Origin of the sequence: Enterobacter cloacae complex sp. IR5450, from assembly GCF_049238665.1 — a bacterium.
Lineage (GTDB): Bacteria > Pseudomonadota > Gammaproteobacteria > Enterobacterales > Enterobacteriaceae > Enterobacter > Enterobacter hormaechei_C.
In genome coordinates, this window is sequence record NZ_JBMKIC010000002.1 from 219,802 (window position 1) to 231,641 (window position 11,840).

Consider the following 11,840-nt stretch of genomic DNA (forward strand, 5'->3'; position numbering starts at 1 on the left):
ATGCAAGATAGCGCTGAAACGTTTCAAGAAGTCTTGTCTTTTCTACAAAAGGTTGCAAGAAAAGTTACATTTCTTGTTGCAGAATTTAGAAGTGCAGCACATTTCTTCTTCAGTTCAGGGGATTTTGCTGATGTTCAGCAAACAGGTTCAGCACGCTTCAGCGAGGCGGCGCGAAAGTGAAATGCCATTTTGATTTTTTGTAGCAATCTTGACTTTACCCTCTGTTTATTTAATGACGGGCGGCGTAAACTCCGCCTCTCTCTGTTACTCGCAAAGACTGAACATGCATAACACCCCCGCTGCCGCCTCACCAAAGCCCTTTGATTTGACGTCAACGGCGTTTTTGATCGTTGCTTTCCTCACCGGTATTGCCGGTGCGTTACAAACGCCTACGCTGAGCCTCTTTCTGACCAACGAAGTCCACGCCCGCCCGGCGATGGTTGGCTTATTCTTTACCGGGAGCGCCATCATTGGCATTTTTGTCAGCCAGTTTCTTGCCGGTCGTTCAGACCGCAAAGGCGATCGCAAAAGCCTGATCGTTTTTTGCTGCCTGCTCGGGGTATTTGCTTGCCTGCTGTTTGCCTGGAACCGTAACTACTTCATTCTGCTGTTCGTGGGCGTCTTCCTGAGCAGCTTCGGCTCGACCGCCAACCCGCAGATGTTCGCCCTTGCCCGCGAGCATGCCGACCGCACCGGGCGGGAAGCGGTGATGTTCAGCTCAATACTGCGTGCTCAGGTGTCGCTGGCCTGGGTAATTGGCCCCCCGCTCGCCTACGCGCTGGCGATGGGTTTTGGCTTTACGGTGATGTACCTCAGCGCAGCCGTGGCCTTCGTGGTATGCGGCGCGATGGTCTGGTTCTTCCTGCCCTCCATGCGTAAAGAGCCGAAAGTGGCGACTGGTACGCTGGAAGCTCCGCGACGCAACCGCCGCGACGCACTGCTGTTATTCATTATCTGTACGCTGATGTGGGGAACGAACAGCCTCTATATCATTAATATGCCGCTGTTTATTATTGATGAGCTGCATCTGCCGGAGAAGCTGGCCGGGATCATGATGGGAACCGCCGCGGGGCTTGAGATCCCCACCATGCTGATTGCGGGTTATTACGCGAAGCGCTTCGGCAAGCGCTTTTTGATGCGCGTCGCCGCCGTAGCCGGGCTGCTGTTTTATGTCGGTATGCTGACGGTTCATACGCCAGCACTGCTTCTGGCTTTACAGCTGCTGAACGCCATTTACATCGGTATTCTGGCCGGTATCGGCATGCTCTACTTTCAGGACCTGATGCCGGGTCAGGCAGGCTCTGCCACCACCCTTTATACGAATACCACCCGCGTGGGCTGGATTATTGCAGGCTCACTGGCGGGCGTTGTGGCTGAAATCTGGAACTATCATACGGTGTTCTGGATTGCGCTGGTGATGTGCGTCATGACGCTGAGCTGCCTGACGCGAATCAAAGACGTTTAAGGCGCGGTGAGCGCTTCCAGCTCAAGCAGATAAGTGATGGCCTGCTGGCGCGTACTGCCGCACATTTCGGCGGTTGGCTGGAGCCCGGAGCACACCTTCGGGCGTAAAGGCGAGCCAAAGATCATGCACAGGTTAGTGTCAGAGAGCTGAACGCAGCGGGTATTGGCAGGCTTGCCCTCCGGCATGCCTGGAATGGGGCTTGAGATGGACGGTGCGGTACAGCACGCGCCACAGTCGGAACGACAATCCATACATGCTCTCTGTTGGTGGCAGATGCCCGCGCAGTCGGGCATTGCGCGCACAGTAACACCTTTTATGTATTGATAGCAAAACCCACGAATTCCGCTTGCCTGAAAGGCCGCGCGCGAGTAATTTGGCGCGATATTTTTTACCTCCCGTAAACAGGATTACTGCAATGCCAAGAGCGAACGAAATTAAGAAAGGTATGGTACTGAATTACAACGGCAAACTGCTGATTGTGAAAGATATCGACATTCAGGCACCCAGCGCCCGTGGCGCAGCAACGCTGTACAAAATGCGTTTCTCCGATGTCCGCACCGGCCTGAAAGTGGAAGAACGTTTTAAAGGCGACGATATCGTCGATACCGTAACCCTGACCCGTCGCTACGTTGATTTTTCCTACATTGACGGCAACGAATACGTGTTCATGGATAAAGAAGATTACACCCCGTATATCTTCACCAAAGATCAGATCGAAGAAGAGCTGCTGTTTATTCCTGAAGGTGGGATGCCGGACATGCAGGTGCTGACCTGGGATGGCGTGCTGCTGGCGCTGGAGCTGCCGCAGACCGTTGATCTGGAAATTGTTGAAACGGCACCGGGCATCAAAGGCGCGTCTGCAAGTGCGCGTAACAAACCGGCTACCCTGACTACCGGTCTGGTCGTACAGGTGCCAGAGTACCTGTCGGCGGGCGAGAAAATCCGTATCCATATCGAAGAAAAACGCTATATGGGTCGTGCTGACTGATTGTGGCATTTGCCGGGTGGCGGCTACGCCTTACCCGGCCTACAAAAACACAAAAACCGGCCTCAGAGCCGGTTTTTCGTAGGCCCGGTAAGCGTAGCGCCACCGGGCAATGAGACTTAAAGAAGTTCAGGATACTTCGTCATTTTCAGCGCCAGCTCGATACCGCGAACTTCCGCCATCCCTTTCAGACGGCCAATCGCCGAATACCCTGGATTCGTTTTCTTGCGCAGATCGTCCAGCATCTGGTGCCCGTGATCCGGACGGAACGGGATAGGACGAACATCTCCCGCCTGCTTACGACGAACCTCTTCAGAGAGAATGGCATCCACCACCGCAACCATGTTCACGTCGCCGCCAAGATGGGCTGCTTCGTGGAAGGTTTTTGGATTCTCTTCACGGCAGGTTGCACGCAGGTGGGTGAAATGAATGCGATCGCCGAAGGTTTCGATCATCCGCACCAGATCGTTATCCGCCCGCACCCCATACGAGCCCGTACACATGGTAAAGCCGTTGTAGATGCTATCCACCGTCTCTTTTAGCCACTGCATATCTTCAATCGTAGACACAATACGCGGCAGGCCGAGGATAGGACGCGGTGGATCGTCCGGATGAACCGCCAGCCGCACGCCGACTTCTTCTGCCACCGGCACGATAGCGCGCAGGAAGCGCGCCATGTTTTCACGCAGCTGGTTTTTATCGATATCGCCATATTCCGCCAGGCGCGCGCGGAACTGATCGAGGGTATAGCCCTCTTCCGCCCCCGGCAGGCCCGCGATGATATTGCGAACCAGCTTCTCAATGTCCGCTTCACTGGCGGCATTGAACCACGCCAGCGCCTGCTGCTGCTCTTCGGCGGTGTAGTCTGCTTCCGCACCCGGACGCTTCAGAATGTGCAGCTCGAAAGCCGCAAAAGCGATTTGATCGAAACGCAGCGCCTTCGAACCATCGGCCATTACATATTCCAGGTCGGTACGCGTCCAGTCCAGAATCGGCATAAAGTTGTAGCAGACGGTATCAATACCGCAGGCTGCCAGGTTACGAATGCTCTGCTGATAATTCGCAATCCAGGTATCACACTCACCGGAGTGGGTTTTGATATCTTCGTGAACCGGAATACTTTCCACAACAGACCAGGTTAACCCCTTCTCTGCCAGCTGAGCCTGACGCTTTTGGATTTCCTCCACCGGCCACACCTGACCGTTCGGAATATGATGCAGCGCCGTGACCACACCCGTTGCGCCAGCCTGACGCACATCATCAAGAGAAACCGGATCGTTCGGCCCGTACCAACGCCAGGTTTGTTCCATTGCCCCACCCTCTCAAGTTGTTATACCAATACGTGTTACCTCAATGACGACTACCATACATGTTTAATCGAAGTGGTCAATACAGCGCGTGACATTGATTGATCAAACTCACATAACAGGGATATTTACGGCTTACCAATTTAATTTGTTGTCATATAACTTTACACTGGCATTGTTAATTAATGGTTAATCAGGTGTGTACTACATGAAGACTATTGCCTCCACCGCGCTTCCTGCTCATGTCCAGCAGCCCCGCTACGATCGCGAGCAGTTACGCTCCCGCATCGTCCATTTCGGTTTTGGCGCGTTCCACCGGGCGCATCAGGCGTTGTTAACAAACCGGGTACTGAATGCCAGAGGAGGCGACTGGGGAATTTGTGAGATTAGCCTCTTTAGCGGCGATGTCCTTATGCGCCAGCTCCGGGCGCAGGATCATCTGTTTACCGTTCTGGAGAAAGGTGCCGAAGGCAATCAGCCCATTATTATCGGTGCAGTAAAAGAGTGCCTGAACGCCAAACTCGACTCGCTGGCAGCCATTATTGAGAAGTTCTGCGAACCACAGGTGGCAATTGTCTCCCTCACCATTACCGAAAAAGGCTACTGCATCGATCCGGCGACGGGAAAACTGGATATGCAGAACAGCCGTATCCTGCACGATCTCGAGCATCCGTCTGAACCACATTCCGCACCGGGTATTCTGGTCGAAGCGCTTCATCGCCGCCGCGAGCGTGGCCTGCCGGCGTTTACCGTGCTCTCCTGCGACAATATTCCCGACAACGGCCACGTGGTGAAAAATGCCGTTCTCGGCATGGCCGGAAAGCGTTCCGCAGAGCTGGCCGCATGGATCGAGGCGCACGTGAGCTTCCCTGGTACCATGGTCGACCGAATCGTGCCCGCCGCCACCGACGCCTCACTCGCGGAAATCACCCAGGAACTTGGCGTTGAAGATCCCTGCGCCATCAGCTGTGAACCGTTCATTCAGTGGGTAGTGGAAGATAACTTTGTCGCCGGGCGTCCGGAATGGGAGGTTGCAGGCGTACAGATGGTTGAGGATGTCCTGCCCTGGGAGCAGATGAAGCTGCGGATGCTGAACGGCAGCCACTCCTTCCTGGCGTATCTGGGCTACCTTGCCGGCTACGCACACATAAATGAATGTATGCAGGACGACAGCTTCCGCGAGGCTGCCCGCAGGCTGATGCTGAATGAGCAGGCCCCTACGCTGCGCATCACCAACGTTGATCTGACAGCCTATGCTGACAGCCTGCTTGACCGCTTCGCCAACCCGGCCCTACAGCATCGTACATGGCAAATCGCCATGGACGGCAGCCAGAAGCTGCCTCAGCGCATGCTGGACGGGATCCGCGTGCATCTTGCGCGCCAGACCCCCTGGCCACTGCTGGCGATGGGCGTCGCAGGCTGGATGCGCTACGTCAGCGGGACGGACGACCAGGGCAACGCCATTGACGTGCGCGATCCGCTGAGCGAAAAGTTTAATGCGATTGCTGAAGCCAGCAGCGACGCGGAGCGCGTTAACGCCCTGCTGACGCTGAAAGAAATTTTTGGCGACGACCTGCCGCAAAACCCTGTCTTTGTCGACGCGATAGCCGGGGCGTACCGGCGCATCACCCGCCTCGGCGCGCGTCAGGCCGTTATCGAAACGTTAAAAATTTAGCGATTATTGCGTTTAAGGCGAACGGTTTTACGCTCCGTTCGCCCTTCCTCTTCTCAATGCCCGATTTTTTCGTCAGGATGATAGGTAGTTGCTACTACATCACAATTATTTATCGGAGCGCACGTGACCAAAACCAACCTGATCACCGGTTTTCTCGGCAGCGGTAAAACTACGTCCATTCTACATTTGCTGGCCAATAAAGATCCGGCGGAAAAGTGGGCCGTGCTGGTCAACGAATTTGGCGAAGTCGGCATCGACGGCGCGTTGCTCGCCGACAGCGGCGCGATGGTGAAAGAGATCCCGGGCGGGTGTATGTGCTGCGTGAATGGTCTGCCGATGCAGGTCGGGCTGAATACGCTGCTGCGTCAGGGCAAGCCGGACCGGTTGCTGATTGAGCCTACCGGGCTGGGTCATCCTAAGCAAATCCTTGATTTACTGACCGCCCCGGTCTACGAGCCGTGGCTTGAGCTGCGTGCGACGCTTTGCCTGCTCGACCCCCGCCAGCTGCTGGATGAAAAAACGATCAACAACGACAATTTCCGCGACCAGCTCGCCTCGGCAGATATTATCGTGGCGAATAAATCCGATCGCGCGACGGCTGAGAGTCAGGCCGCGTTCGAGTCCTGGTGGCAGCAGGCTGGCGGTGGACGTCAATACGTGCAGACCACCCAGGGCAACATTGATGGCGCCCTGCTCGATCTTCCCCGCCTCAACCAGACGCAACTGCCTGCCAGCGCAGAGCATTCGCATAGCCACGGCGCGAAGCAAGGCCTGGCTGCACTGAGCCTGCCGGAACATCAGCGCTGGCGTCGAAATTTGAACAGCGGTCAGGGGCACCAGGCCTGCGGGTGGATCTTCGATGCCGATACGGTTTTCGACACCATTGGTATACTGGAATGGGCGAGACTGGCGCCGGTTGAGCGGGTAAAAGGGATCATGCGCACTCCGGATGGTCTGGTGCGCATTAACCGTCAGGGCGAGGATTTCTTTATTGAAACCCAGAATGTCGCGCCACCCGACAGCCGGATAGAGTTAATTAGTGCGGTTAATACCGACTGGAATGCTCTCCAGTCAAGCCTGTTGAAGCTTCGTTTAAGTTTGGGCGGCTAACGTTGCCCCTGATTTCACACATTGCTGAAGACTATGACGACTCGACTTCCTGCTATTTTATTGCTCAACGCTGCCGGTCTGGCGCTCTTTTTCTCCTGGTATATCCCGGCGGATCACGGTTTCTGGTTCCCGCTGGATTCCGGGCTGTTCCACTTCTTTAACCAGGCGCTGGCGAAGAGTGAAGCCTTCCTGTGGCTGGTGGCGATCACCAACAACCGCGCGTTTGACGGCTGTTCGCTGCTGGCAATGGGCTGTCTGATGCTCTCCTTCTGGCTGAAGGAAGACAAAACGGGTCGTCGCCGTATTCTGATTATCGGCCTGGTGATGCTGCTGACGGCCGTGATTATCAACCAGCTGGCGCAGCATCTGATGCCGGTTAAACGCGCCAGTCCGTCGCTCTTTTTCCCGAATATTAACCGCGTCAGCGAGCTGCTTCATATTCCAACCAAAGATGCCTCGAAGGACAGTTTCCCGGGCGACCACGGTATGATGCTGCTGATTTTTGCAGGCTTCATGCTGCGCTATTTTGGTAAAAAAGCCTTCGCCATCGCCCTGGTTATTGTGGTGGTATTTGCATTCCCGCGAGTGATGATTGGTGCTCACTGGCTGACAGATATCGCCGTAGGCTCCCTCACGGCGGTGTTAATTGGTTTACCGTGGGTGCTGATGACCCCACTGAGCGATCGCGTAATAGGTATTTTTGATCGCTATCTTCCCGGTAAATTTAAACAAGTCAGAAACAAATAAATAACGCAAATTAACACCATTCATCGGGGATCGTTTTCGGTCCCTGAGTCTCTTCTTTCCGGCGTCATTCAACGCTGTCATCATCCTGTCATACAATTCGTGATAAAAATGAAGCAATTGCAGGGATTATCGGTATGAATGGCGGCATTTTGAGCAATTCCGCGCTGTAACTTTGTGTATCACATTTTCTTATAAAAAATCGGACTTTTTTGCTCGCAATACCCCGTGCAATCGGTTAACCTCAAACTCGTTTTGCCCCACTGAGATAATTATTATCATGGTGAATAATTTTGTGCGTTGAGCCACAGTTTTCACCATAAAGAATTGTCTCATTGTGAACAGATAATTAGTCTCGTCACGGTTGGCATTTTTATAACGATATTTTCGTTAAGGACTTCAAGGGAAAACAAACAAAATGGTCAAATCTCAACCAATCTTGAGATATATCTTGCGGGGGATCCCGGCGATTGCAGTGGCGGTTCTGCTTTCGGCATGTAGTACGACGAATACCGCGAAGAATATGCATCCTGAGACGCGTGTTGTGGGAATGGAAGATTCCTCTTCACTGCAAGCCTCTCAGGATGAATTTGAAAATATGGTACGTAATCTCGACGTTAAGTCGCGTATTATGGATCAGTATGCTGACTGGAAAGGCGTGCGTTACCGTCTGGGCGGCAGCACCAAGAAAGGCATCGATTGTTCCGCTTTCGTACAGCGTACGTTCCGTGAGCAGTTTGGGTTAGACCTTCCGCGTTCTACCTATGAACAGCAGGAAATGGGCAAGTCCATTTCGCGTACTAAACTACGCACGGGCGATTTAGTCCTGTTCAGAGCAGGTTCAACCGGTCGACACGTTGGCATCTATATCGGTAACGATCAGTTTGTCCATGCTTCCACCAGCAGCGGTGTGACGATTTCCAGCATGAACGAACCTTACTGGAAGAAACGCTACAACGAAGCTCGCCGCGTTCTGAGCCGTAGTTAATATTGTTGTCGTATCGTTGGTTATCCCTTGGCTGGCGATACGATAAAAAAAGCACTGCTCCGGCAGTGTTTTTTTTTGCCCGTTACACTGATAACTATCCAGCGGCATTTCAGGAATCACGACATCTATGTTAACCCGCTACTTCTCCAGCAACCGCAAGATACTGTTTATCAGTTTCCTTACAGGGTTATTCACTGCCCTGCTTCTGGGAGCATTACAGTTTTACTGGAGTTATCACAAGCGAGACGTCAGATTCGATACTCTCATTACCGATTTAAGCGTTTACATGGAGAGCTATTTCGATGAGCTCAAAATGTCGATTGATACGCTCCAGCCACTCACGCTGAACAGCTGCGAGGAAGTGAGTGCCGCCCTGACCTCCCGGGCGGCCTTTAGCATCAACGTGCGCGCCTTTTTGCTGGTCAGGGATAAACAGGCCTTCTGCTCCTCGGCAACAGGCCCGATGAATACCCCGATGGAAAAGCTTATCCCTCAGCTACATATCAGCAAACCTGTTGATATCGCGCTCCTGCCGGGCACGCCAATGCTGCCGGATAAGCCCGCGATCGCCATCTGGTATCGCAATCCGCTGGTGAAAGACGGCGGCGTGTTTACGTCCGTCAACCTCAACCTGTCGCCTTATCTTCTCTATACGTCACGTCAGGATGAATTTGCCGGGATATCGATCGTCATTGGCGATTCCGCGTTATCTACACAGTCCGGAATGCTGATCCAGGCGCGGGATTTGCCTGACGTCCCTGCCCGTAGCGCCACGCTGAAAAATATTCCATTGACCGTTAACGTTTATGCGCAAGCCTGGACAACCGATGAACTGCTCTACGCGGTGTTTTTCGGCCTGGTCTGCGGTATCGCGGCGGGCCTGTTGAATTTCTATATTCTTACTATCCGTCTCAATCCGGGGAAAGAGATCCTCACGGCCATCAAGCACGACCAGTTTTACGTGGTCTATCAACCCGTCGTGGATGCGCAGTCGCTCAGAATGACCGGGCTGGAAGTCCTGATGCGCTGGAAGCATCCGGTGATGGGCGAAATTCCACCGGATGCCTTTATTAACTTCGCTGAAGCGCAGAAGCTGATTGTCCCGCTGACGCTGCATCTTTTTGACCTGATTATCCGCGATGCCCCTGTCCTGCAAACGGTGCTCCCGCCTGGGGCCAAGTTTGGGATCAACATCGCGCCCGGGCATCTGCATGCGGAAAGCTTTAAAGAGGATATGCGCGCGTTTCTCGCCGCCCTTCCGCCCGATCACTTCCAGATTGTGCTGGAAATAACCGAGCGCGACATGATTAACCACCGCGAGGCAAATCAGCTGTTCGAATGGCTGCACAATGAAGGTTTTGAAATCGCCATCGATGATTTTGGCACTGGCCACAGCGCGCTGATCTATCTGGAACGCTTCACGATGGATTACCTGAAAATTGACCGTGGCTTCGTGAATGCCATCGGGACTGAAACCGTCACCTCGCCAGTGCTTGACGCGGTGCTGACGCTGGCAGAACGTCTGAATATGATAACCGTCGCCGAGGGTGTTGAAACGCCCGAGCAGGCGGCGTGGCTGCGCGAGCATGGCGTAAACTATCTTCAGGGCTACTGGATTGGCCGCCCGATGCCGCTGGAGCAGTTCAGGACGTGGCAACCCGATATCACGCTCGGGGAATAATTTCACAATCACGGCGCTGTCCCTTATTATTCTGTTCAACCGAGCCTGTCTGTGAACAAAGGGATCCGCCGCACTATGATTATGCGCGTTGTGTTGACGCTGTTGGCGCTGGTGAGCCTGTCGAGCCAGGCGCAGACCATCAAAGAGAGCACGGCCTTTGCCGTCATTGGCGAGCCGAAGTACGCGGTTAACTTTAACCACTACGATTACGTCAACCCAGCCGCCCCGAAAGGCGGAAACGTGACGCTTTCCGCCACGGGAACATTTGACAACTTTAACCGCTTTGCCCTGCGCGGCGTAGCGGCAGCGCGTACCGAATCCCTCTATGACACGCTGTTCGTCACCTCCGACGACGAGCCCGGCAGCTATTATCCCCTGGTCGCCGAGAACGTACGTTACGCCGAAGATTTCAGCTGGGCAGAAATCGCGATTAATCCGCGGGCGCGTTTTCACGACGGTACGCCGGTTAGCGCCCGCGACGTGGCGTTCACCTTTCATAAATTTATGACCGAAGGCGTGCCGCAGTTTCGTCTGGTGTACAAGGGCACCACGGTGAAAGCCATCGCCCCGCTGACCGTGCGAATCGAACTCCCTGAGGCGAACAAAGAGAATATGCTGAGCCTGTTCTCCCTGCCCGTCATGCCCGAATCCTTCTGGAAAAACCATAAGCTGAGCGATCCCCTCTCTACCCCGCCGCTGGCCGGAGGGCCGTATCGCATTACCGACTGGCGAATGGGCCAGTATGTGATCTATTCCCGTGTGAAAGATTACTGGGCAGCCACGCTGCCGGTAAACCGGGGCCGCTGGAACTTCGATACAATCCGCTACGACTACTACCTGGATGATAACGTGGCCTTCGAGGCATTTAAGGCAGGCGCATTTGATTTACGTGTCGAGAACAGCGCCAAAAACTGGGCGACCCGCTATATCGGAAAAAATTTCGCGAAAGGCTATATCGTTAAAGACGAACACAAAAACGAATCCGCGCAGGACACGCGCTGGCTGGCGTTTAATATTCAGCGCCCGGTTTTTTCCGATCGTCGGGTGCGTGAAGCCATTACTCTGGCGTTTGATTTCGAATGGATGAACAAAGCGCTGTTTTACGGAGCCTACAGCCGGGCGAACAGCTATTTCCAGAATACTGAATATGCCGCCCGTGATTATCCCCACGCGGACGAGCTGGTTTTGCTGGCGCCATTGAAAGCGGAGCTACCGCCGGAGGTGTTCACCCGCATATTTGAACCGCCCAAATCCGACGGAAACGGGTTCGACCGGGACAACCTGCTGAAAGCCAGCAGCCTGCTGGATGACGCTGGCTGGGTGCTGAAAAATCGGCAACGGGTTAATGCGCAAACCGGTAAACCGCTCAGCTTCGAACTGCTGATTGCCTCTGGCGCAAACGATCAGTGGGTGCTGCCGTTTAAGAAGAACCTTGCCCGGCTTGGCGTCACTATGAATATCCGCCAGGTCGATATGGCCCAGTTGACTAACCGCAAGCGCAGTCGCGATTACGATATGATGCAGACCCTGTGGGCCGCCCAGCCGTGGCCGAGTTCAGATCTGCAAATCTCCTGGGCATCGGGGTATATCGACTCCTCCTACAACGCCCCGGGCGTAAAGAGCCCGGTGATTGATGCGCTGATTGCAAAAATTGTGGCCGCTCAGGGCGATAAGAACAAGCTTCTGCCGCTTGGCCGCGCGCTCGATCGGGTATTAACCTGGAACTATTACATGCTGCCGATGTGGTATATGGGCGAAGATCGCGTGGCCCGCTGGGATAAATTCTCCCTGCCTGCCGTTCGCCCGGTTTACACCCTCGGCTTTGACGCCTGGTGGTATGACGTGAATAAAGCCGTAAAATTGCCCGCAGAGCGGCGTTAAGGAG

General features: G+C 54.3%; 11 protein-coding genes. 9 read left to right on the forward strand and 2 right to left on the reverse strand.

Going from position 1 to position 11,840, the window contains the following annotated elements; genetic code table 11:
- Both ACOTYB_RS03335 and setB read left to right on the forward strand, forming a co-directional pair.
- A complete protein-coding gene (locus tag ACOTYB_RS03335; RefSeq protein WP_139152730.1) occupies positions 1-180 on the forward strand; it encodes a hypothetical protein in 180 nt (59 codons plus the stop codon).
- Between the two features lie 103 nt (positions 181-283).
- Entirely contained in the window at positions 284-1,465 is a 1,182-nt protein-coding gene (gene setB, locus ACOTYB_RS03340; RefSeq protein ID WP_220153241.1) for a sugar efflux transporter SetB, read from the forward strand.
- On the opposite strand, the gene ACOTYB_RS03345 is transcribed toward setB, so the two are convergent.
- Complete coding sequence (locus ACOTYB_RS03345; protein WP_003859353.1) at positions 1,462-1,716, reverse strand: YkgJ family cysteine cluster protein; 255 nt, start codon at positions 1,714-1,716, stop codon at positions 1,462-1,464. The genes setB and ACOTYB_RS03345 overlap by 4 nt on opposite strands.
- A 164-nt stretch (positions 1,717-1,880) precedes the next feature.
- Here ACOTYB_RS03345 and yeiP point away from each other — a divergent pair, with 164 nt between their 5' ends.
- Positions 1,881-2,453, forward strand: coding sequence for an elongation factor P-like protein YeiP (yeiP, locus tag ACOTYB_RS03350; RefSeq protein ID WP_003859355.1), 573 nt, complete (start codon positions 1,881-1,883; stop codon positions 2,451-2,453).
- A 116-nt stretch (positions 2,454-2,569) separates the two neighbouring features.
- Here yeiP and uxuA read toward each other — a convergent pair whose 3' ends face one another.
- Positions 2,570-3,760 carry a mannonate dehydratase gene (uxuA, locus tag ACOTYB_RS03355; protein ID WP_023324974.1) on the reverse strand — a complete coding sequence of 397 codons (1,191 nt, stop codon included), beginning with the start codon at positions 3,758-3,760 and terminating at the stop codon, positions 2,570-2,572.
- 205 nt (positions 3,761-3,965) lie between these two features.
- On the opposite strand from uxuA, the gene ACOTYB_RS03360 reads away from it, so the two are divergent.
- The 6 genes from ACOTYB_RS03360 (at position 3,966) to ACOTYB_RS03385 (ending at position 11,836) form a co-directional block, all read left to right on the forward strand.
- Entirely contained in the window at positions 3,966-5,432 is a 1,467-nt protein-coding gene (locus tag ACOTYB_RS03360; protein WP_100154429.1) for a mannitol dehydrogenase family protein, read from the forward strand.
- Positions 5,433-5,555: 123 nt separating this feature from the next.
- A complete protein-coding gene (locus tag ACOTYB_RS03365) occupies positions 5,556-6,542 on the forward strand; it encodes a CobW family GTP-binding protein (RefSeq protein ID WP_003859361.1) in 987 nt (328 codons plus the stop codon).
- A gap of 33 nt (positions 6,543-6,575) precedes the next feature.
- A complete protein-coding gene (locus tag ACOTYB_RS03370) occupies positions 6,576-7,289 on the forward strand; it encodes a phosphatase PAP2 family protein (RefSeq protein WP_003859363.1) in 714 nt (237 codons plus the stop codon).
- A gap of 415 nt (positions 7,290-7,704) precedes the next feature.
- Entirely contained in the window at positions 7,705-8,274 is a 570-nt protein-coding gene (gene mepS / locus ACOTYB_RS03375; RefSeq protein WP_003859364.1) for a bifunctional murein DD-endopeptidase/murein LD-carboxypeptidase, read from the forward strand.
- 127 nt (positions 8,275-8,401) lie between these two features.
- Positions 8,402-9,955 carry a cyclic di-GMP phosphodiesterase gene (locus tag ACOTYB_RS03380; protein ID WP_003859366.1) on the forward strand — a complete coding sequence of 518 codons (1,554 nt, stop codon included), beginning with the start codon at positions 8,402-8,404 and terminating at the stop codon, positions 9,953-9,955.
- 75 nt (positions 9,956-10,030) lie between these two features.
- Positions 10,031-11,836, forward strand: coding sequence for an extracellular solute-binding protein (locus ACOTYB_RS03385; RefSeq protein ID WP_220316991.1), 1,806 nt, complete (start codon positions 10,031-10,033; stop codon positions 11,834-11,836).
- The last annotated feature ends 4 nt before the right edge of the window (positions 11,837-11,840 follow it).

Bases quoted from the DNA above. Each gene is read 5' to 3' on its own strand.
- ACOTYB_RS03335 (WP_139152730.1), top strand. From the start codon at position 1: ATGCAAGATAGCGCTGAAACGTTTCAAGAAGTCTTGTCTTTTCTACAA.
- setB (WP_220153241.1), top strand. From the start codon at position 284: ATGCATAACACCCCCGCTGCCGCCTCACCAAAGCCCTTTGATTTGACG.
- ACOTYB_RS03345 (WP_003859353.1), bottom strand. From the start codon at position 1,716: ATGGATTGTCGTTCCGACTGTGGCGCGTGCTGTACCGCACCGTCCATC.
- yeiP (WP_003859355.1), top strand. From the start codon at position 1,881: ATGCCAAGAGCGAACGAAATTAAGAAAGGTATGGTACTGAATTACAAC.
- uxuA (WP_023324974.1), bottom strand. From the start codon at position 3,760: ATGGAACAAACCTGGCGTTGGTACGGGCCGAACGATCCGGTTTCTCTT.
- ACOTYB_RS03360 (WP_100154429.1), top strand. From the start codon at position 3,966: ATGAAGACTATTGCCTCCACCGCGCTTCCTGCTCATGTCCAGCAGCCC.
- ACOTYB_RS03370 (WP_003859363.1), top strand. From the start codon at position 6,576: ATGACGACTCGACTTCCTGCTATTTTATTGCTCAACGCTGCCGGTCTG.
- mepS (WP_003859364.1), top strand. From the start codon at position 7,705: ATGGTCAAATCTCAACCAATCTTGAGATATATCTTGCGGGGGATCCCG.
- ACOTYB_RS03380 (WP_003859366.1), top strand. From the start codon at position 8,402: ATGTTAACCCGCTACTTCTCCAGCAACCGCAAGATACTGTTTATCAGT.
- ACOTYB_RS03385 (WP_220316991.1), top strand. From the start codon at position 10,031: ATGATTATGCGCGTTGTGTTGACGCTGTTGGCGCTGGTGAGCCTGTCG.